Annotated in this window: 16 protein-coding genes and 1 pseudogene; 9 read left to right on the top strand and 8 right to left on the bottom strand. The window is 68.2% G+C overall.

What is annotated here, in order from left to right:
* Positions 1–46 precede the first annotated feature (46 nt).
* Positions 47–955 carry a LysR substrate-binding domain-containing protein gene (locus U9J39_RS15695; protein ID WP_115682532.1) on the top strand — a complete coding sequence of 303 codons (909 nt, stop codon included), beginning with the start codon at positions 47–49 and terminating at the stop codon, positions 953–955.
* Between the two features lie 7 nt (positions 956–962).
* Here the strand turns inward: U9J39_RS15695 and U9J39_RS15690 are convergent, their stop codons facing one another.
* The gene (locus U9J39_RS15690; protein ID WP_115713198.1) at positions 963–1,889 is read right to left on the bottom strand and encodes a LysR family transcriptional regulator; all 927 of its coding nucleotides are present in this window, start codon (positions 1,887–1,889) and stop codon (positions 963–965) included.
* A 1,190-nt stretch (positions 1,890–3,079) separates the two neighbouring features.
* Here U9J39_RS15690 and U9J39_RS15685 point away from each other — a divergent pair.
* On the top strand, positions 3,080–4,051 hold the full coding sequence (locus U9J39_RS15685) for a Bug family tripartite tricarboxylate transporter substrate binding protein (RefSeq protein WP_326347474.1): 972 nt from the start codon (positions 3,080–3,082) through the stop codon (positions 4,049–4,051).
* A 4-nt stretch (positions 4,052–4,055) separates the two neighbouring features.
* Here the strand turns inward: U9J39_RS15685 and U9J39_RS15680 are convergent, their stop codons facing one another.
* A complete protein-coding gene (locus tag U9J39_RS15680) occupies positions 4,056–4,307 on the bottom strand; it encodes a hypothetical protein (RefSeq protein ID WP_326347473.1) in 252 nt (83 codons plus the stop codon).
* Positions 4,308–4,340: 33 nt separating this feature from the next.
* Entirely contained in the window at positions 4,341–5,009 is a 669-nt protein-coding gene (locus tag U9J39_RS15675) for a GntR family transcriptional regulator (RefSeq protein ID WP_115700743.1), read from the bottom strand.
* A gap of 299 nt (positions 5,010–5,308) precedes the next feature.
* Between U9J39_RS15675 and U9J39_RS15670 the strand changes: the two genes are divergently transcribed.
* Genes U9J39_RS15670 through U9J39_RS15650 form a run of 5 tightly spaced genes read left to right on the top strand, consistent with a single transcriptional unit; the run spans position 5,309 to position 11,572 of the window.
* Entirely contained in the window at positions 5,309–6,556 is a 1,248-nt protein-coding gene (locus tag U9J39_RS15670) for an MFS transporter (protein WP_115682527.1), read from the top strand.
* Positions 6,557–6,596: 40 nt separating this feature from the next.
* Entirely contained in the window at positions 6,597–7,352 is a 756-nt protein-coding gene (locus tag U9J39_RS15665; protein ID WP_115682526.1) for a LamB/YcsF family protein, read from the top strand.
* 33 nt (positions 7,353–7,385) lie between these two features.
* Positions 7,386–8,198, top strand: coding sequence for a putative hydro-lyase (locus tag U9J39_RS15660; RefSeq protein ID WP_326347471.1), 813 nt, complete (start codon positions 7,386–7,388; stop codon positions 8,196–8,198).
* 27 nt (positions 8,199–8,225) lie between these two features.
* Positions 8,226–9,836: a 5-oxoprolinase/urea amidolyase family protein gene (locus U9J39_RS15655; protein ID WP_326347470.1), complete on the top strand. Its 1,611-nt coding sequence runs from the start codon at positions 8,226–8,228 to the stop codon at positions 9,834–9,836.
* Between the two features lie 5 nt (positions 9,837–9,841).
* A complete protein-coding gene (locus tag U9J39_RS15650) occupies positions 9,842–11,572 on the top strand; it encodes an acetyl/propionyl/methylcrotonyl-CoA carboxylase subunit alpha (RefSeq protein WP_116314466.1) in 1,731 nt (576 codons plus the stop codon).
* A gap of 163 nt (positions 11,573–11,735) precedes the next feature.
* On the opposite strand, the gene U9J39_RS15645 is transcribed toward U9J39_RS15650, so the two are convergent.
* Together U9J39_RS15645 and U9J39_RS15640 are read right to left on the bottom strand one after the other, a co-directional pair.
* Positions 11,736–13,349, bottom strand: a complete 1,614-nt coding sequence (locus U9J39_RS15645) for an alkaline phosphatase D family protein (RefSeq protein ID WP_116314465.1) — start codon at positions 13,347–13,349, stop codon at positions 11,736–11,738.
* 528 nt (positions 13,350–13,877) lie between these two features.
* Positions 13,878–14,108: pseudogene (locus U9J39_RS15640) on the bottom strand (alpha/beta fold hydrolase); the annotation flags it as partial.
* 607 nt (positions 14,109–14,715) lie between these two features.
* On the opposite strand from U9J39_RS15640, the gene U9J39_RS15635 reads away from it, so the two are divergent.
* The gene (locus tag U9J39_RS15635; protein WP_326347469.1) at positions 14,716–15,429 is read left to right on the top strand and encodes a hypothetical protein; all 714 of its coding nucleotides are present in this window, start codon (positions 14,716–14,718) and stop codon (positions 15,427–15,429) included.
* Positions 15,430–15,500: 71 nt separating this feature from the next.
* On the opposite strand, the gene U9J39_RS15630 is transcribed toward U9J39_RS15635, so the two are convergent.
* Together U9J39_RS15630 and blaOXA are read right to left on the bottom strand one after the other, a co-directional pair.
* A complete protein-coding gene (locus U9J39_RS15630) occupies positions 15,501–16,223 on the bottom strand; it encodes a hypothetical protein (protein ID WP_326347468.1) in 723 nt (240 codons plus the stop codon).
* 402 nt (positions 16,224–16,625) lie between these two features.
* Complete coding sequence (gene blaOXA / locus U9J39_RS15625) at positions 16,626–17,465, bottom strand: OXA-1206 family carbapenem-hydrolyzing class D beta-lactamase (RefSeq protein WP_326347467.1); 840 nt, start codon at positions 17,463–17,465, stop codon at positions 16,626–16,628.
* Positions 17,466–17,610: 145 nt separating this feature from the next.
* On the opposite strand from blaOXA, the gene U9J39_RS15620 reads away from it, so the two are divergent.
* On the top strand, positions 17,611–19,251 hold the full coding sequence (locus U9J39_RS15620; protein WP_326347466.1) for a hypothetical protein: 1,641 nt from the start codon (positions 17,611–17,613) through the stop codon (positions 19,249–19,251).
* A 9-nt stretch (positions 19,252–19,260) separates the two neighbouring features.
* Here U9J39_RS15620 and U9J39_RS15615 read toward each other — a convergent pair whose 3' ends face one another.
* Positions 19,261–20,070, bottom strand: a complete 810-nt coding sequence (locus U9J39_RS15615; RefSeq protein ID WP_115713209.1) for an AraC family transcriptional regulator — start codon at positions 20,068–20,070, stop codon at positions 19,261–19,263.
* Positions 20,071–20,162 lie beyond the last annotated feature (92 nt).

Below are 20,162 nucleotides of genomic sequence, written 5' to 3'. Positions count from 1 at the left end.
TTCTTTTTTTTGGGCCGTCAATAACATTGTGTTATAGACTCGCGGCATGAAAATCCGCCAGCTCGAGGCCTTCCGGGCCGTCATGCTTTGCCAGACCGTCACGCGCGCCGCCGAGATGCTCCACATCTCGCAGCCGGCGACGACCCGGCTGATCGCCGATCTTGAAGAGGCCCTAGGGTTTTCCCTGTTCGAGCGCATGCGCGGCCGCCTGCACCCCACCGCCGAGGCGCAGGCGCTGTTCGAGGAAGTGCAGCGCTCGCTGGTCGGCATCGACCGCATCGCGCAGACCGCGCTCGATATCCGCGACATGCAGCGCGGCTCGCTGCAGATCGCCGCCGCGCCGGCGCTGGCGCTGTCGTTCCTGCCGCGCGCGATCGCGGCGTTCATGGCCGACCACCAGCAGATCCAGATCACGATGCTGCCGCACTCGTCGCGCACGGTGGTGAACATGGTCACCGAGCAACGCTGCGACGTCGGCTTTGCCATCCTGTCGATGAACCACCCCAGCACGCACGGCGAGCGGCTGCTGTCGACCCGGATGGTGTGCGCCATCCCCGCCGGGCACCGGCTGGCCAGCCAGGAGGTCATCCGCCCGCCGGACCTCGCCGGCGAGCGCTTCGTGTCGCATCCGCGCATGCTCGACTCGCGGCTGCAGATCGATGCGCTCTTTGCCTCTTACGGCATCGAATGCAAGGTGCAGGTGGAAACGCAGGTGTCGTGGAGCATCTGCGCGTTCGTGGAGGAGGGGCTGGGGGTGGCGCTGATCGACCCGATCACGGCGCTGGAGTACAAGGGCGACGGGGTCTGCTTCCGCATGTTCGACCCCTTGCTGACCACCGACTTTTCGGTGCTGTTCTCGGCGCAGCGCGCGCCTTCGATCCTGCTCAAGGCCTTTGTCGCGCACACTCGCGCATTTGCGCTGGCGCGGCTGGATCCCAGGTTCGTGGTGGCCTAGGACATCGTCACGGCTGGGTCCACGCCGCCGCCTGGCGCGCGCCGCCCTTGCCGCCGATCGCTTCGACCAGATAGTCGACGAACGACGCGATCCGCGCGGAGATCGCGGTATTCCGGTAATAGACCGCATGGATGGGCTGGCGCACGTCCTGCGTCTGGCGCGCCAGCACCTGCACCAGCCGGCCCGCCTCGCGATCCTGCGCGGTCATGAAGTCCGACAGGCATACGATCCCCGCGCCCTCCAGCGCCAGCTGCCTGAGCGTCTCGCCGCTCGACGACCACACCGCCGGCTCGATCCGATAGGGCTCTCCGTCCGCACCCAGGATCGGCCACACGTTCAGCGATTCGGGCTGGTTGAAGCCCAGCAGCGCATGCTTGCCGAGATCCTGCGCCTTGCGCGGCTGGCCGTGCGCGTCGAGGTAGGCCGGACTGGCCAGCATGCGCACCCGGCTGTTGCCGATCAGCCGGCTATGCAGCGTGGAATCCTTCAGGCGGCCGATGCGGATGGCCACGTCGGTGCGCCGCTCGAGCAGGTCGATGATGCCCTCGTTGCTGTTCAGCTCCAGCTCTACCTGCGGAAAGCGCTCGCGGTAGCCGCGCACCAGCGGCACGATCACATGCAGCATGAACGGCGACGCGGCGTCGACGCGCAGGCGCCCGGACGGCTTCTCGCGCCGCGCCAGCATCTGTTCTTCCGCGCTTTCGACCGAGTCGATGATGGCGCGCGCATCGTGCAGGAAGGCCTGGCCTTCCTCGGTCAGCTCGAGGCGGCGCGTGGTCCGGCGCAGCAGCGTGGTCTTGAGCTTTTCTTCGAGGCGGGCGAGGGTGCGGCTGGTTGCCGAGACGGTGAGGTCGAGCTGCTGCGCGGCGGCCGTGATCGAGCCGCTGTCCACCACGGTGGCAAAGGCCAGCAGTTCGTCGAGCGTGATTTTCATGAGTGCGCCGGAATCAAGACAGATTGGTTTATAGACGATGCGCCAGCGCGTGGCAATCCTTGATTAAAAATCAAATATTGTTGTCCAGTAAAGGCGTTTATCTCATCAGTTCCGGCGGGCAGAATGGCTGCATCGGTCGGCGCGTCGGGTCGCTCAGTCCCATTGCGGCGCCAGGCCGTCCGGGCTGACCTCGCGGCCGTTGACAGGAAGGCTGGTTCCGCGACCGGATGTACAGTTGCCGCCGTAGTGCTTTAGAGGGATATGCTGCGACCGACATAGCAGGGCAATATCGGCACGGTCCGAATGCGCCCATCCGCATCGAGGAAAGTCCGCCCGCCAGGTCCCACCCGCGGGCGCTTTCTTTTGGGGAGCAGCAAAGCGATATGAAGGCGCGAATCATTTGCGTTTGATCGGCTGGAGCCGTCGGCGCGCGATATGGAACCCTCAAGAAAAAGGAGTGAGACAGTGCCTGCCCACCAGTCGCCAGTTCACCGCCTTGCGCCGGCACACCCCAACAGTCCTCCGCTGTCGCTCGCCCCCGGCCTGCGCGCGACGTTTGAAACAGCCATCAACCACGAGCCCACCGAACCGGAAAGGACCGCCCTGGCGCTCTGTGCCCGCTATTGCCGGCTCGCGGACGTGTGCCCGCCGTTCGGCGCCGAAACGCTGGCGTGGCGGGGCAGCGCCTACGTTTATGTCTTTGGCTGGGACAGCGCGGCAGGCGCCGCCTGTTCGAGGTGTTCCGGAACCAGCAGGGCGCCCTGGAGCCAGTGCTGGCATTCCAGTATCCCGTGCCGCTGCGGAAACTGTTCCGGCACGACCTGGATCCGCTGTACAGCGATCGACGCTGAAATCCCGGGCGCAGGCTATGGCATGCGGGGCGGTCTCTGCTACGTGCCCCGATCTGGATTCTCCCCGCATTTCAAAATCCCGGCGCCTGGCGCCGCGGCCTGATTCCTGACGTCCCACGCCTGATCGAAACGCAAGGCACGCGCCATGGCGGGCTCCCGCGGGGCACTGTGTTGCCGGCGTCCGCCGCACGGCACCTCACCGTCTGCGCAGTCCGCACATACCCCTAATTGACGCTGAAGTTTATGTGCGTAAAATTTAATTCATAACTATGAATAATGGCAGGTGCCCGCCCCGATGCCGGCACCGCTTCCGACCACCGCCATCCAGGAGACACCCCGATGCAACCCAATCCGCGCCGCCGCCTGATGCTGTGCGCCGCCGTGCTGAGCGCGATGCCCGCGCTGGCCTGGGGCGACAGCTACCCCAGCAAGCCGATCCGCATGGTGGTGCCGTTCGCCCCCGGCGGCGCCACCGACGTGGTGGCGCGGCTGATTTCGCAGAAGCTGGGCGAGGCGCTGAAGCAGTCGGTGGTGGTGGAGAACCGTCCCGGCGCCAACGGCATCATCGGCACCGACGTGGTGGCCCGCGCGGCGCCAGACGGCTATACGCTGCTGCTCAATACCGCCGGCGCGCAGACCCTCAGCCCGGTGCTGTACAAGGCCGGCTATGAGCCGCTGAAAAGCTTTGCGCCGATCTCGCAGATCAGCAATATCGGGTTCGTGATGGTGGTGCACCCCTCGGTGCCGGCCAGGACCGTGCAGGAATTCGTCGCGCTGGCCAGGGCAAAGTCCCGGCCGCTGAGCCTGTCGGCCGGCAGCAGCATGATCGAGCTGATCGGCGCCACCTTCAAGAGCGCCGCGGGCACGCCCGACGTGGTCAGCGTGTCGTACCGCGGCACCGGCCCGCAGATGCAGGCGGTGGTCTCGGGCGAGGTCGACATGACCATCGACCCGTTCAACGGCATGGCAATGATCAAGGCCGGCAAGCTGCGCCCGCTGGCGGTGTTCGCGTCCAAGCGCTCGCCCGCGCTGCCCGATGTCCCGACCATGCAGGAGGCCGGTTTCGACGGCATGGCGTTCAACTCGTGGGCCGGCCTGCTCGCGCCGGCCGGCACGCCCAAGGAGATCGTCACACGGCTGAACCAGGAGATGAACCGCATCCTGGCGCAGCCCGAGATCCGGCAACGGCTGGCCGCGATCGACTACGAGGTGGTGGGCGGCACCCCGGAACAGTTCGCGGCCACCATCGCCGAGGACGCGGCAAGGTGGGCGAAGATCGTCAGGGAAACGAATTACAAGGCGGGTTCCTGAGCCTTCACGACGCCGCCTGGCGCACCAGCCAGTTGCGGAACGCGCGCGCCGCGGCCGGTTCCATCCGGTCACCGTGGTGCATCGCCCCAAAATCCGGGGCACTGACTTTTGCGATCAATGGCGCACCGAATACCAGCTGCGCCTTATGTCTCGCCAGGCGGTAGCAGCCTGACGTAACCGGCCACCTCTTGGGGACGCCGCTGCCGGTCTGGTGCCGGTAGCGGTTTTTGAAGCCGATCCGCTTCTTGCCGGCCATGACTTCCTTGGCTTCGATAATGGTGCGATCGCTTCAGCGCCCCTTGAACACCGGATGCCGAGCGCACACCGACAGCACGATGCGCTCGGACTGCGTCAGGTAGTCGTTCAGCGCGACCGCGCATTCGGCCAGCTTGCCTGCCTCGAACAGCTCCAGGATGTGCTGGTTCATCTCGACGTAAGGGCCGTGCAGGAATTCCGGGTCGTGCAGCATGCCGAACGCCAGGCGCAGTTCCGCGAGCAGGTGGGAGAACATCACGTTCAGGCGCTCGCTGTCGGCCAGCTCCACGATCGCCATGTGGAATTCCATGTTGGCGGTGCCTGCGCCCTGCCAGTCGCCGCTGTCGCGGCAGCGCAGACCGGCCTCCACCGCCTGGCGCAGATGCTTGCGGGCCGGATGGCTGGGGTAGGCCTGGGCGATGGCCTGGCATTCGATCAGCCGGCGCACCCGATATATATCGATGATCGACGCAATGCTCGGAATCGCCACCGACACGCCGCGGTTGGGCTCGTGCTTCAGCAGGCCTTCCTTGGTCAGCACGCGGAATGTCTCGCGTAGCGTATTGCGGGATATCTGCAGGCTTTCGCTCAGCGCCGCTTCCGACAGGCGCTGCCCCGGCTCGAATTCGCCATGCACGATGCGCTGGCGGATCTGTTCTGTGACCCGTTCGGCCAGATTCTTGACGTCAGGTGTTGAGGACATGGTGACTGGATCGGGCACCGGCTCATTCCGGTGCGCACGTGACCGGATGTTAACGCACTTTGTTCAACAATTTGCACGGAATTGGTGCGGGCGATGGCCCATGCGGTGGCTTAGGTGTATACCATGATCGATCAACGCCAAAGATTGTTCAACAATAGTATCGTGTTGGTTGAGTGATACGTGCCGATAGGTCAACATGGCATGCGAGTTGCTAAACAACGCCGATGAAACGAAGTCGTCGCCAAGTCAGTGCGGCGAGCTTTTTCCCACGCTTTGTCCTTGTCCTAGTGAGCGCAACCATGTGGCTTAAAGAAACTACCGCAGAGGAGCGCAAGACGCTCTTTGCCGCCTTCGTCGGCTATGGCGTCGATGCCTTCGACTACATGATCTACACCTTCATGATCCCCACATTCATTCTCGTGTGGGGCATGACCAAGGCCGAAGCCGGCTATATCGCGACCGGCGCGCTGATCAGCTCGGCCGTCGGCGGCTGGCTGGCCGGCATCCTGGCGGACAAGTACGGCCGCGTGCGGATCCTGCAGCTGACCGTGCTCTGGTTCAGCTTATTCACCTTCCTGAGCGGCTTCACCAATTCTCCCGAGCAGCTGTTCGTCACGCGCATGCTGCAGGGCCTGGGCTTCGGCGGCGAATGGTCGGTCGGCTCGGTGCTGATCGCCGAGATGATCCGCGCCCGCCACCGCGGCAAGGCCGTGGGCCTGGTGCAGAGCAGCTGGGCAGTCGGCTGGGGGCTTTCGGCCGTCGCCTTCTGGGCGGTCTATGCCTTGGTCGAGCAGCAATACGCTTGGCGCGTGCTGTTCTGGATCGGCGTGCTGCCCGCGATCTTCATCCTCTACATCCGCCGCAATATCAGCGAGCCCAAGGTGTATCGCGAAACCCAGGCAAAGCTGGCCCGCACCGGTGAAAGCAACAACTTCATGCTGATCTTCAAGCCCGGCGTGCTGCGCGTTACCGTTCTGGCCAGCTTGCTGGCGACCGGCATGCAGGGTGCCTACTATTCGGTGACCACCTGGCTGCCCACCTACCTGAAGATGGAGCGCAACCTGTCCGTTCTCAACACCAGCGGCTACCTGATGGTGCTGATCGCTGGCTCGTTCGCTGGCTACCTGACCAGCGCCTGGCTGTCCGACCACCTGGGTCGCCGCCGCTGCTTCATGCTGTTCGCCGTGAGCGCGGCCATCCTGGTGGTCTGCTACACGCAGCTGCCCATCACCGACGCGGCGATGCTGTTGCTGGGCTTCCCGTTCGGCTTCTTCCTGTCGGGCATCTTCTCGGGCATGGGGGCTTACCTGACCGAGCTGTATCCCAGCCATATCCGCGGTTCGGGGCAGGGCTTCTGCTACAACTTCGGCCGCGCGGTCGGTTCGATCTGCCCGGCCCTGATCGGGCACCTGAGCGCAAAGATGTCGCTGGGCGTGGCGATCGGCTACATGGCCGCCGGCGCCTACGCACTGGTGGTGGTCGCGTGCCTGATGCTGCCGGAGACCCGTGGCCGCGAACTGCTGGGCGAGGCCGAGGCCGCGCACTGAAGCACCGCAGCACTGAAGTCCTGAAGCACCGGAATCACCTATGCAAATCGATCTGAACAGCGACCTCGGCGAGAGCTTCGGCGCCTGGAGCATGGGCAACGATGCCGCCATGCTGGATATCGTCAGCAGCGCCAATGTGGCCTGCGGCTTCCATGCCGGCGATCCGGCAGGCATCCTGCAGACGCTGAAGGCCGCAGCGGAGCGCGGCGTGTCCGTGGGCGCGCACGTCTCGTATCCCGACCTGCAGGGCTTCGGCCGCCGCAACATGGACGTGGCCAGCGCCGACCTGGTGGCCGACGTGATCTACCAGATCAGCGCGCTGTCGGGCATGGCCGCCACCGTCGGCACCGCGGTGCGCTACGTCAAGCCGCACGGCGCGCTCTACAACACCATTGCCAGCGACGAACGCCAGGCGCGAGACGTGATCGCCGCGATCCGCGCGGTGAACCAGGAGCTGGCGCTGGTAGCGCTGGCCGGCTCGCCGCTGGTGGCCTGGGCGCGCGAGGCCGGCCTGCGTGTCATCGCCGAAGCGTTCGCCGACCGTGCCTACACGCCGCAGGGCACGCTGGTGTCGCGCCGCGAGAAGGGCGCGGTGCTGCACGACGCCGCCGACGTGGCCCAGCGCATGCTGCGCCTGGCGCGCGAGGGCACGGTGCTTGCCATCGACGGCAGCGTCGCGCGCGTGGAAGCGCAATCGATCTGCGTGCATGGCGACAGCGACGGCGCGCTCGAGATGGCGCGCGCCGTGCGCGCCGCGCTGGAGCGCGACGGCATCGCGATCCGCGCGTTTGCGTGAGCCCGCGACCCTGAACACACTGGAGAAATACCCATGCAAGCATCCGCACTGGAACGCGCCCGCATCGCCTCGGTGAACGCCGCCCGCGAAGCGCGCGCAAGCTATCGCGCCGGCACCGTGCAGCCCACCGCCGGCGTCGCGCCAGGCATGACGCAGGCCAACATGATCGCCTTGCCGCGCGACTGGGCCTGGGATTTCCTGCTGTACGCGCAGCGCAATCCCAAGGCCTGTCCCGTGCTCGATGTGATCGAGGCGGGCGCGCACCAGACCCAGCTGGCCGAAGGCGCCGACGTGCGCAGCGACATCCCGCTGTACCGCGTCTGGCGCGACGGCAATCTGGCGGAAGAGGTGGCCGACGCCACGCCGCTGTGGGCCGAGCATCCGGACTTGGTCACCTTCCTGATCGGCTGTAGCTTTACCTTCGAGACGCCGCTGCAAGAGGCTGGCATCGAGGTGCGCCATATCGCCGACGGCTCCAACGTGCCGATGTACCGCACCAGCCGCCAGTGCCGTCCGGCCGGCCGCCTGCATGGCGAGCTGGTGGTGTCGATGCGGCCCATCCCAGCGCACCGCGTTGCCGATGCCGTTTCCATCAGCGGGCGTTTCCCCTCGGTGCATGGCGCGCCGGTGCACGTGGGCTACCCGGCCGCGCTGGGCATCGCCGATATCGGCAAGCCCGACTTCGGCGACGCCGTGCGCATCGAGCCGGGCGAGATCCCCGTGTTCTGGGCCTGCGGCGTGACGCCCCAGGCGGCCGTGATGGCGTCCGGCGTGCCGTTCGCCGTGACCCACGCGCCGGGCCATATGTTCATCACCGACGTGCCGGACAGCACGTACCACGTCTGAGACCCCGGGTCTTCTGCGGAGCTAGTCTTGCGTTTCCTGCCCGTCACCTCGAATGCCCTGTTGGTAGAGCTGCCCGATCTCGACCAGACCCTGGCCCTGCTGGCCTCCCTGCAGCGCGATCCGCTGCCTGGCGTGGCCGAGCTGGTGCCCGCCGCGCGCACCATTCTCGTTCACTTCCGCCCGTCGGCGACCAGCGCCGCCGTGCTGGTGCGCGCCATCGCCGTGCGTGACCTGTCGCAGCGCGTCGAGCGCAGCGACGTCCTGGTGGAGATCCCGGTGCGCTATGACGGCGAGGACCTGGCCGAGGTCGCGCAACTGCTCGGCATCACGCCGGAGGAAGTGGTGCGCCGCCATACCGGCAGAGAATACACCGTGGCCTTTACCGGGTTTGCTCCGGGCTTTGCCTACCTCAGCGGCGGCCATCCCAGCTTTGACGTGCCGCGCCGCGGTACGCCGCGCACGCGCATTCCCGCTGGCGCGGTCGGCCTGGCGGGCACCTTCAGCGGCGTGTATCCGCAGGCCAGCCCCGGCGGCTGGCAGATCATCGGCGTGACGCCGGTGCCGATGTGGGACCTGGATCGCGACCAGCCCGCGCTGCTGCAGCCCGGCTATCGCGTGCGCTTTGTCGATATCGCAACGCTCAATGGCGGGGCGCATCCCCCCGGCAGCATTGCCGCGACGCCGGTGCGCCAGCCCGTGCAGTCCCTGCAGTCCGATAGCGCGCCTGCAGCCGCGGCGCTGAAGGTGAAGGGCACCGGCCTGCAGACCCTGTTCCAGGACCTGGGCCGGCACGGCCAGGCGGGACAGGGCGTCTCGGCCTCGGGCGCGATGGACCAGGCGGCGCTCAAGGCGGCCAACCGGCTGGTGGGCAACCGCAGCGATGCCGCGGCGCTCGAGACCATCGGCGCCGGCCTGCAGCTGCAGAGCGTGGGCGAGAGCGTGCTGGCCGTCACCGGCGCGGATGCGCCGCTGACGGTGTGCACGGCCGATGGCCGTCAATGGGACGTCCCGAACCACCAGGCCGTGGCGCTTGCCGATGGCGACACGCTGTCCGTCGGCCAGCCGCTGGCCGGGGCGCGCTGCTACGTCGCGGCGCGCGGCGGTTTTGCGGTCACGCCGGTGCTGGGCAGCTGTGCCACCGACACGCTGGCCAAGGTCGGCCCGGCGCCGCTGGCGGTTGGGGATGTGATCAACCTGCGGCAGGCTCCGGCCGGTGCCATCGTCGGCGCCCCCGAAACGCCCGCCGAAAACCTGCCCACGGTGGAGCAGGAAGTCGTGCTCGACGTGGTGCTCGGCCCTCGCACCGACTGGTTCACCGCCGAGTCCGTACAACGGCTTGCCGCGCAGCGCTGGCAGGTCACGCCGCAATCCAACCGCGTGGGCCTGCGCCTGGCCGGCGAAGTGGCGCTGGAACGCGCCATCGCGGGCGAATTGCCCAGCGAAGGCACAGCGCTCGGGGCGCTGCAGGTGCCGCCTAGCGGCCAGCCCGTCCTGTTCCTGGCCGACCATCCGCTCACCGGCGGCTATCCCGTGATCGGCTCCGTGGCGCCTTATCACCTCGACCGCGCCGGACAAATTCCCGTCGGTGCCTGGCTGCGCTTCCATCCCGTCGGCGCCTTCGAAGAACTGCAACCGTAACTGCCATGAAGAAAGTCCTGATTGCCAACCGTGGCGAGATCGCCGTTCGCATCATCCGCGCCTGCGCCGACTATGGCGTGGCCTCCGTCGCTGTCTATGCCAATGCCGATATCGACGCGATCCACGCGCGCCTGGCCGACGAAGCCTACGGCCTCGACGGCGACCGCCCGGCCGACACCTACTTGAATATCCCCAAGCTGCTGGAGATCGCGCGCCGCAGCGGCGCCGACGCGGTGCACCCGGGCTATGGCTTCCTGTCGGAAAGCGAAGCCTTCGCCCGCGCGGTGATCGATGCCGGCCTGACCTGGATCGGACCGTCGCCGGAAACCATTGCCCGGCTGGGCGACAAGGTGGAAGCGCGCAAGATCGCGCTGCAGGTGGGCGCGCCGCTGGTGGCCGGCACGTCCGACCCGGTGAGCGATGCCAACGAAGTGCTGGCCTTTGCCGAGCGCCACGGCCTGCCCATCATCATCAAGGCAGCCTTCGGCGGCGGCGGCCGCGGCATGAAGATCGCCTGGCGCATGGATGAGGTCGAAGAGCTGTACGCGTCAGCCGTGCGCGAGGCGGTCACGGCTTTCGGCCGCGGCGAGTGCTTCGTCGAGCAGTTCCTCGACAAGCCGCGCCATATCGAAGCGCAGGTGCTGGCCGACCGGCACGGCAACGTGGTGGTGCTCGGCACGCGCGACTGTTCGCTGCAGCGGCGCAACCAGAAGCTGGTGGAAGAGGCCCCGGCGCCGTTCCTGAGCGACGAACAGCGCGCCCGCATCCACGCCGCCGCGCGCGAAATCTGCGCCGCCGCGGGCTACACTAGCGCCGGCACGGTCGAATTCCTGCTCAGCGCCGGTGGTGCGATCTCGTTCCTGGAGGTCAACACCCGCCTGCAGGTCGAGCACCCGGTGACCGAGCAGACCACCGGTGTCGACCTGGTGGTCGAGCAACTGCGCGTGGCCGACGGCCTGCCGCTGTCGATCACCGAAACGCCGGCGCCGCTGGGCCATTCGATCGAGTTCCGCATCAACGCCGAGGACGTCGGCCGTGGCTTCCTGCCGACGCCGGGCCCGGTGCAGTGCTTCGAGGTACCGTCCGGCCCGGGCGTTCGCGTCGATTCCGGCGTGCAGACCGGCTCGGTGGTGCCCGGCACCTTCGACTCGCTGATGGCCAAGCTGATCGTGACCGGCGCCACGCGCGAGCAGGCGCTGGCGCGTGCGCGCCGCGCGCTGCGCGAGTTCCGGATCGAGGGCGTGGCCTCGGTGCTGCCGTTCCATCGCGCCGTGATCGACCATGCCGATTTCCTGGGCGCCGATGGCTTCAAGGTCCATACGCGCTGGATCGAGTCCGACTTCGCCGAGCCGCTGGCCGCCGCCGCGCGCGCCGAGCCTCAGCCGGATGGCAGCCTGCTGCGCACCGCGATCGAGATCGACGGCCGCCGCATGGTGCTTGGCCTGCCGGCGCAGCTGCTGCGGGGCCTGGCCGAAGCGCCGGGGCAGGGCGGTGCGGCCGCACCCGCGCCGGCTGCGACCACCAACGCCGCCGACCTGCCTTCGCCGATCGCCGGCACCGTGCAGGCCTGGAAAGTCAACGCGGGCGACGAGGTCAGGGAAGGTGACCTGATCGCGGTGATGGAAGCGATGAAGATGGAGGTGCAGGTCCACGCCCATCGCAGCGGCAGCGTCACGTGGCAGGCTGAAACGGGCGTGTACCTGACCGTGGGGGCGCGGCTGGCCAGCGTGGAGTGAGAGCGGACGGCCGCCGGCCTGGTTTGTCGATTCGTTTGCCGATTATTTGGCCGATTTTTGTCCGATCGGGCACGTGCAAGCGGGCGGTGGTCTCTCCCGCAAGCGGGAGAGGTAGCAAACAATCAGCAGGTTCGTGCCACCGCAGTGTGCTGCGGGCGCCGACCTAGCCCGCCCCGGCCCGCTGCACGCCCGGCCGCCTATCCTCTACCACGAACGCCGCCTGCGTGCCGACCGCGCTGTCGGCGCGCGCCACGTCTTCCACGGCGCGCAGCGTGGCGGCCCAGCGCGCAGGCGTGGCCTCGACCACGCTGTAGCCGCGCTGGTCCGGCTGTGCATGCACGATATGCGGGTTGTGGGCCACGATCTTTGCCACACTCCGCTCGCTGCTGCCCGAGGCCGAGGCGATGGAGGTCGTGCAGAACTCGCTGGCGATCACGCGGGATGACGGGTCGCCGAAGTCCGCCAGTACATTGCAAGCGTAGTGCTGGTGGATATCGCCGCCGATGAACACGGTATTGCGCGGCGCCGCCGCGGCGATGCTGTCGAGCAGGCGCTGGCGCGCGGCGGGATACCCATCCCAGGTATCGCTGTGGAAGGCTTCTTCCGGCGGCGCCTTGTAGTTCCGCCGCGAGAAGATGGTTTGCTGCGCGATCGCGCTCCAGCGCGTCTGGTCGTGCTGGTCCTGCGCCAGCCCCTGTGCCAGCCATCGCTCCTGCGCGCTGCCCAGCATGGTGCGGCGCGGATCGTAGAGCGCGCTGCATTCACCGGGGGACACTGCGCCCTTGCGAGGCCGTCCAGGTTCACGGCAGGGCTGGATATCGCGATACTGGCGGTCGTCCAGCACATGGAAATCGACCAGCCGGCCCCAGCGATGGCGTGCATGGATGCTCAGCGCATCGGGCCTGCCAAGGCCCGCCGTGCCGTGCACCAGCGTGCTGGCGCGGATCGGCATGTTTTCATAGAACGCCTGGTATCCGGCCGTGCGCCTTGCAAGAAATGCGGTGGCAGGCTCGCTGCCCGCGCGTCCCGCATAGTCGTTCTGCACCTCATGGTCATCCCAGGTTACCAGCCAGGGGCACGCAGCATGCATAGCCTGCAGCAGCGGGTCGCTCTTGTACAGCGCGTAGCGGTCGCGAAAGTCCTGCAGGCTGGTCGCGGTGGGCAAGCTGTGCGTGCGCGGCAGGTGCGTCCGCGCGCTGGCCGGCACCGCGCCCTCGTAGATGTAGTCGCCCAGGAACACCACCAGGTCCAGTTCTTCCTGCAGCATCTGCCTGTACGCGGCGTAGTGACCTTGCTCCCAGCGCTGGCAGGAGGCAAAGGCAAAGCGCACGCGCGTCGCCAGCGTGTCTGTCGCCGGCGTGGTGCGGGTGCGGGCCGGGGTGGTGACTGCGTCGCCGTGCATGAAGCGGTAGTAGTACCAGCGGTCGGGGCGCAGCCCGTCGACTTCCACATGCACGGAATGGCCGAGTTCCGGCAGCGCCTGCGAATGGCCGCGGCGCACGATGCGCCGGAATGCGTCGTCCTCGGCAACCTCCCACCCGACGGTCAGCGGCCCCTGCAGCGGCGTGGTGCCGAGGGCATCGGCCTGCGGCGTGCCGGGGATGGCGCCGGCGAACAGGCGCGTCCACAGCACGAATCCATCGGGCGTCGGCGCGCCGCTGGCCACGCCCAGCTGGAACAGATCGTGCTCGCGCAGCGTGGCGGAGATGGCCCAGCGGGGCAGCTGGGTGGCGAGGGCAGAGGCTGCCGCCAGCGTCAGGAAGGTTCTTCTTTGCATGCCGGTTCCGGGATGTCGGTGGTTGGTGTCGCGCTGTCGATGTGCAGAACTATAGCCAATCCGTTCTACCGGTTCTGGACAGGGGAAGTCGTCCCGCTTCTTGCCGAAGCGCTTCTTCGTGGCGGGCACCTGGATGGCCGAGACCTTGAACAGGCCCGGCAGGGTGAACTCGCCCGCACCCTTCTTGTGGATGGCGCTAACGATGGTGTTCTCCCGGCTCGCGCGCGGTCGACTGCACCAGCAGACGCCGCCCGTGATATCGGCCAGCCCGCTCGCGGGAGCGCGCGGCCGAAGGCAGGCCCAGTGCCAATATCTTTGCTATGGCCGCAAAGGCATTAGGCAGTGCGAAGGTCTTATCGCCCGCCGCAGCGGCCCATATTATTGGATCGGCAAAAAACGGCCTCTGATCTTTGCTCGGAAAGCAATAGGTGCAATGCGATAGTCGATCCGCGCCAGTTCCGCATAGCCGCCACCGCCGACGATGCCCATGACGCGGTCGCCCGGCGCGAAGCCCTGTACTGCGTCGCCTCCGTGCGAACCGCCGCGGTACACGTTCAGCACGGCATTCGGCACCAGCTCTACGGCGAGGCGCGCGGACATCTCGAGCGGCACGTTCTGGTCATCGTCGCCGTGCAGGAACAGCGCGGGGACGGTGATCGCGCGCAGGTCGTCGGTGAAGTCGGCCTCCGGAAACTGGCGTACGCACGCATACTGGCCGAGGATGCCGCCGGTCATGGCCTGCGCCCGGAAGGCGTCGATCACGCCTGCCTTAAGCACCGTTGATGCTGTCAGCAGGCAGTAGGCGGTCAGCCCTTGCATCGGGATCGCTGCCAGCATTGCATCGTCGGTGTCATGGCGGGCGCCGCCTGGGTGGGCGGCACGTACGGCGCGCTCGTTGGCGCGGCACTGTTTGGCATGGGGCTTCCTCCTCGGTGGCAGCTGCCGGGGCGGGGACCGGGCGCTTGCGTCTCGCACCGGCCGGGCAGATGGTGCCGACGATGTTAGGAGAGGGTGGCCGGCGAGCGGTAGCGATATCTCCGCATGCCGCCATGCGCGTGGCGCATGGATCGGGTTGACCGCACCCTGGGCCGGGATTACACTGCGCCGCGTTCTTCCCAACGGAGCTATCCGTGGACAGTTGTCCCAGTCCTTCTTGCGCAACGGGAGATTCCCCGGGCGCGCCGGCGCGCTGAGACACTGCGGTCATCCGCTGCAGTGCCGCCGCCCGGCGCTGCCACGCCCATGCGGCCAGGCCCACGCCTGCGGCCGCCGGTGCCCGACCTCCCTTGCTGCCTTTCGATGTCTTGTCATGGCCGGCGTGTATCGTCGCCAGCCATATGGCTGTATTTGCTCAGGAGGTTGCCAAATGGTGTGGCACCAGTTCTTCGTACGCCTGGCCGCGGTGGTCATCGTGGCCGCGGCCTGCCGGCCGGCGCTGGCGGCGCGGCCGCTTATCACCGACGATGCCCGCATCGTCGATCCCAAAGCCTGCCAGCTGGAATCTTGGATGCAGTTCCAGTCCGGGGGCAATGAGCTGTGGGCGCTGCCCGGCTGCAATCCCACCGGCAACCTCGAACTGACGCTGGGCGGGTCGCTGCAGCGCGTCGATGGCGGCTGGGACGGCACCAACGTGCAGTTCCAGGCCAAGACCCTGCTCAAGCCGCTGGAAACCAACGGCTATGGCATCGCGCTGTCGGGCGGGGCGATCCACCATCCCGGCGCCGAGCCCGGCAAGGTGCTGGGCAACCTCTATGTCAACGTGCCGGTGTCGTTCTCGTTCGCCGACGACCGCTTCGTCGCGCACCTGAACCTGGGCGCCAACCGCGACACCGGCAATCGCCAGACGCGCATGACCTGGGGCGTGGGCACCGAGACCCAGCTGCACACGCGCGTGTTCCTGATCGCCGAGACCTTCGGCGAGAACCGCGGCAAGCCGTCATTCCAGGCGGGCTTTCGCTTCTGGGTGGTGCAGGACCGGGTGCAGGTCGACACCACCTATGGCAACGTGTTCGGCGGCGGCACCGGCGCGCGCTTCTTTACGGTGGGCCTGCGCCTGCTGTCGCCGCCGTTCCTGCCGTAGCGGACGGTTGGCGGCTCTTGCCGCGTGGGGGCGGGCGGCGAGTGCCGGTCGCCGCTCCGCCGGAGTCCCTCTTACTGCGTTGGCTTCGACATTTGCGTGGCGAAGTACCCGCCCGTACCGGTGCTGGCGACCATCACCAACGTGCGCACATAGCGCGTGCTGCTGTTCACGACGATTTCGCCGTTGGCCGGCATCAGCCGCAGCGCGGCAAGGCCGTTGTGCGGGATGCCGGTCGACAGGGAGCAGCCGGTGGTGCCTGGCTGCGTCGAGACCTGGGCGACCATGCGCACCGTATACATGTTCTTTGCCGATCCGGGGGTGGCCAGCGTGGCCGTGCCCTGGAGGTCGCACACGCGGGTGCCGTTGGTATGGGTGCCGGTGACATTGCCGGCGTCGTCGATCTGCATGGCGAAGCCGCTCTGCTTCCAGCTGCCGGCGATGGCGGCCTGGTCCACGGCGAGCGCGTTGGACGCATGGTAGGTGCCCGACAGATCGTTGGCATCGTTGGACGGCGGAATGACGAAGCTGCCATCGAGGCGCTGGCCGGGGGTAATGGTGCCGCTCCCGGTGACCGGCATGGCGAGTCCGGTCTCATACAAGGTGCCAGGGCCCAGCGTCCAGGTCGAACCCGAGAACTGGAACGTGCCTCCCAGCACGCCCAGCAATCGCGGTTGGACGAAATTTCCGCCGGGGCCGACCAGCGTGGTCGTCGCGAAGCTGACCCAGATCCCTTCGCTGCCATTGCCTACCGCGGCGGTCGAGCCCGCTTGCGGGGCGTTCAGGCTTGGCAGCAACTCTCCCTTGGGTGCGGGCGCTGGCGTGGGTTCAGGCGACGGTGCAGGCGACGGTGCGGGTGCTGGGGCGGGGGCTGGCGCCGGCGCGGGCTTGTTGTCAGATGGCGGCGTCTGTGGCGCCGCATTGCCAGTGCCGTCATCGCCGCCGCCACAGGCAGCCAGCAAAGCGAGAGCCGACAGCAGGGCTGCCGGCATGACCAGTTGTCTCATTGGATTTCACCTCAGGATGGGGACGGTCCTGGCCGTCCCGTTGCTCGGACGCCGGCAGGTTCCCGCGACAAGCAGGGCTGGAAGACGCGGGAATCGCCGGCCGAGTCAAGCTAGAGGTCCAATGCACTGCGGTAAATCAGCGCAATCCTAAAATTGCTTCAGTCATTGCGGCGCTACAGCGCCAGGCCGGTCTCACTCCGGCAACGCCCCCACCTTGCGCAACGCCGCGCGCGCAATCTCCATCCGCGCCCTGGCATGTTCCGGCCGCAGCAGATCCAGATTCAGTGCGAACAGGTAGTCGTCATTGCCGCGTTCGACCCAGCCGACCAGCCAGCCCACCGCCGGTTTGGCCGAGTTGGCCCAGCCGGTCTTGCCGTGCAGGGTGTAATTGGCGGTGCGCTCCAGCACGGTGATGTCGTCCACGGCCTTGAAGGTGGCGGGCGAGAACGGCAGCGTGCGCTGCACCAGGCCCTTGAGGAACTCGATCTGCTGGTAGGCGCTGATCTGCAGCTTGCCGTTCAGCCAGAAGAGGTCGACCGGACCGGAACTGTCAGCGTTGCCATAGTGCGACGCGGTCAGGTAGCGCTGGTAGGCCGCGCTGCCGACCCGGCGCGCCAGCGCCTGGTAGGCCGGCACGCAGGAATTGGGCAAGGCCACGCGCAACGGCACGTCGGCGTTGCAGGTCTCGGGCAGCACGGCCTTGCCGCCGACCAGCCAGACCTTGCCGTCCCACGGCAGCTTGTCGTGGTCGACGTCGGCCACCGCGCCGGTCTCGAGGCCGATCAGGGAATTCATGATCTTGAAGGTCGATGCCGGCGAATACGGCGTGGCGGCGCGCGAGGGGTTGTAGGTCAGCATGCGCTCGCGCCGCAGGTCGTAGATCACCATGGTGCCGGTGGTCTCGGCCTGGCGGAACAGTGCCGCGGCGTCGAGCGACGCTTCCTTTGGCGCGGCCAGCGCGGGCAGGTGGGCGGCAAGCAGGCCGAGGCTCAAGGCCACCGGCGTCAGCAGACGGGCAAGACGATTGTTCATGGTTATGCGTGGGAAGTTGGGGAAATGACAATCCGGGCCCGGACCGTGATGCGCAGCATAGGAGAGCGCTTGCGCAGCGCCAACCGCGTGCCCTGTAACTTGCGTAACATGGCGGACGTCGCCACTGATGCTGCCTTCCAGATTGATGTCCGCTTCGCCTGCCCCGATCCATATCGATGTGTCGAGTCCCTACCGCGTAGACGGCCAGCCCGCGCGCTACCAGTCGGTCTGGCTGCTGGCGCGTGCCTGGCATGCGCATCGCAGCGGCGAGGGCATGGTCACCGCCGCCGCGGTACGCAGCGCGTTCCCCGCGGCGGCCAACCTGCGCATGCTGGTGTCGCGCGCGTTTGCAGACTTCGCCCGCTGGGGCATCGTGGTGGGATGGGGCGCTGAGCGCGCGCGCGATCCGGCCGCGGCCAACCCGGCGCAGCGCAGCCGCGGGCCGTTCTGGCTGGCTCCCCCCAGCGCGCGCCGTCTGCGCTTCGTCGCCAATGGCCGCACGCTGGGCCCGGTTGCGCTGGCGCGGCATTTCGGCTTTCCGGCCCGGGCGCATCCCGTGCCGCCTGCGCAGCGCGATGGCACGGGCTACGTGATGCGCGACATGGCCTTCTGGAGCGAGCTGACGCAGGCCATGCGCAGCGCGCAGGACGGCCACGCGGGCGCCCACGGCTTTGCCGTGGCGGAGTCCTTCGGCGCGGCGCGCCGGCTGGCCGGCGACAGTTTCCAGCAGGCCTTGTCGTTGCTGAAGGAAAGCCAGGCGTGGCGTCGCTGCGGGCGCCTCGACCAGAGCCGCGCCGCGCTCCGGCGCTTCGACCGGCTGGCGCAGGCGGCCGACGCGGGCGCGGCCACGCCGGCGTTCCAGGCCATGGCGCAGGTGGTGCGCGCCTGGGAGCGCTATACGCGCGGCGACGGCGAGGGTGCGCGCGCCGGGCTGGAACACCTGCACGCCGATGCGGAACTGCGCCTGGTGGTGCGCTACAACCCGCGCGTGCGCTTCGAGGTGCTGAACCTCGAAGCGCTCTTGCACAAGGCCGATGCCATGCGCCCCGCGCATGCGGCAGCGGCCACGGCGGCGCAGCGCGCGCTGGACGCGTTCTCGGTGGCGCTGCAGGCCGCTTATGAGGCCGATTCGGTCGATGCCGTGCAGCATGCCGCGGCCAATATCGGGCTGAGCCTGTGGCTGTTCTGGCGCCATGGGCTGATCGATGGCGGGCGCAGCCTGTCCGCCAGCGCCGTGCAGCGGCAGGCGATGCGCTGGCTGGGGCTGTCGGAATGGATCTGCGACCGCTTTGGCGTTGGCGGAGGCACGGCGTGGAACGCGATCTTCCTGCTGCGCATCGCGCGCGGCAGCTGCGGGCCCGATGCGCCGCCGCTGGACCGCCCGGCCAGCGCCAGCGACAGCATGGCCATGTTCCGCCGGCAGCGGCCGCTTTCGGTGGCCGACGCGGTCGAGGCGCTGCGGCCGTTCCATGCGCCGTTTGCGCCGGCCAGGGGCTTCGTGCGCTGGTCCGCCGTGGCCGCCTTCGCGCTGGAAGACCACGACGCCGGCCACGTCAGGCTGGCGCCGCTGCAGCTGGCCAACCTGCTGCTGGAATCGGCCTGGTACCTGACCCATGAACAGGGCGCCACCGCCGCCGCATGCGCCGCGGTGGAGCGGCTGGCCGGGCAACTGCCCGGGTTGCGTCCGGCGGAACGGGCCTTCTTCACGGCCGAGCTGCGCGCGCTGCCCCCGGCCTTGCGCGACGCCGCGGCGGAAGCGGCGCGGCGCCACCGCAAGCGTGCCTGACGGCGTTCGCTAACTGGCCGCGGGAACGACGCGGTTGGCGCGCGACAACTCGCCCGGCGTCATGTTGTAGAGCCGCCGGAACGCCGCGATAAACGCCGACAGCGACTCATAGCCGCAATCCAGCGCCACTTCGGTCACGGCTTCGCCGCGCTCCAGCCGGGGCACGGCGTCGAGCAGCCGCAGCCGCTGGCGCCAGGCGCGGAAGGTCAGCCCGGTTTCGCGCTGGAACAGCCGCGTCAGGGTCTTGCCCGAGACCGCCAGCCGCGCGCTCCATGCCGCCAGGCTGGTGTCGCGGTCGGCATGGCGTTGCAGGCCATTGCAGACCAGGCGCACGCGCGGGTCGGCGGGCAGCGGCAGCATGAATTCCACTTCGGGTGCGGTGCCAAGCTGGTCGATCAGCACGCGCGCCAGGCGCCCGTCGGCGCCGCGCTCGTCGTATTCCGCCGGCAGGTGGCTGAAGGTGCGAATCAGCTCGCGCAGCAGCGGGCTGACGGTCAGCACGCGGCAACGGGCCCGCGCCGCGGCGCACACGCTGTTGTCGACGCTGTTGTCCAGGTAGAGGCTGCGGATGCGCGTGCCCGTCGCGCAGCGCACGCGGTGCGCCACGCCGGCCGGAATCCACACCGCCCATTGCGGTGGCGCGACAAAGCGCCCGCGCTCGGTCCATACCTCCAGCACGCCCTGCAAGGCATAGGCGAACTGGCACCAGGGATGCCGGTGGCGGTAGCCCAGCACGCGGTTGGGCAGGGCTTCGATGTGGCCGTACAGCGGGCGAGGCAGCCGCGCGAGCGCGCGCAGGGCGGGATCATGGGCAGGCATGCGTGGTCCGGTGGTAGTGGTGGGCGATCACTGGCGGAACGGGCAGCGCGGCGGCGGAGGTCCGCTCATGTCCGATTGCCGACACCGGATGC

It is taken from the genome of Cupriavidus sp. SS-3 (assembly GCF_035818815.1).
GTDB lineage: Bacteria > Pseudomonadota > Gammaproteobacteria > Burkholderiales > Burkholderiaceae > Cupriavidus > Cupriavidus taiwanensis_C.
This window is presented reverse-complemented; position numbering and strand designations above follow the sequence as displayed.

Bases quoted from the DNA above. Each gene is read 5' to 3' on its own strand.
- U9J39_RS15695 (WP_115682532.1), top strand. From the start codon at position 47: ATGAAAATCCGCCAGCTCGAGGCCTTCCGGGCCGTCATGCTTTGCCAG.
- U9J39_RS15690 (WP_115713198.1), bottom strand. From the start codon at position 1,889: ATGAAAATCACGCTCGACGAACTGCTGGCCTTTGCCACCGTGGTGGAC.
- U9J39_RS15685 (WP_326347474.1), top strand. From the start codon at position 3,080: ATGCAACCCAATCCGCGCCGCCGCCTGATGCTGTGCGCCGCCGTGCTG.
- U9J39_RS15680 (WP_326347473.1), bottom strand. From the start codon at position 4,307: ATGGCCGGCAAGAAGCGGATCGGCTTCAAAAACCGCTACCGGCACCAG.
- U9J39_RS15675 (WP_115700743.1), bottom strand. From the start codon at position 5,009: ATGTCCTCAACACCTGACGTCAAGAATCTGGCCGAACGGGTCACAGAA.
- U9J39_RS15670 (WP_115682527.1), top strand. From the start codon at position 5,309: ATGTGGCTTAAAGAAACTACCGCAGAGGAGCGCAAGACGCTCTTTGCC.
- U9J39_RS15665 (WP_115682526.1), top strand. From the start codon at position 6,597: ATGCAAATCGATCTGAACAGCGACCTCGGCGAGAGCTTCGGCGCCTGG.
- U9J39_RS15660 (WP_326347471.1), top strand. From the start codon at position 7,386: ATGCAAGCATCCGCACTGGAACGCGCCCGCATCGCCTCGGTGAACGCC.
- U9J39_RS15650 (WP_116314466.1), top strand. From the start codon at position 9,842: ATGAAGAAAGTCCTGATTGCCAACCGTGGCGAGATCGCCGTTCGCATC.
- U9J39_RS15645 (WP_116314465.1), bottom strand. From the start codon at position 13,349: ATGCAAAGAAGAACCTTCCTGACGCTGGCGGCAGCCTCTGCCCTCGCC.
- U9J39_RS15635 (WP_326347469.1), top strand. From the start codon at position 14,716: ATGGTGTGGCACCAGTTCTTCGTACGCCTGGCCGCGGTGGTCATCGTG.
- blaOXA (WP_326347467.1), bottom strand. From the start codon at position 17,465: ATGAACAATCGTCTTGCCCGTCTGCTGACGCCGGTGGCCTTGAGCCTC.
- U9J39_RS15620 (WP_326347466.1), top strand. From the start codon at position 17,611: ATGTCCGCTTCGCCTGCCCCGATCCATATCGATGTGTCGAGTCCCTAC.
- U9J39_RS15615 (WP_115713209.1), bottom strand. From the start codon at position 20,070: ATGCCTGCCCATGATCCCGCCCTGCGCGCGCTCGCGCGGCTGCCTCGC.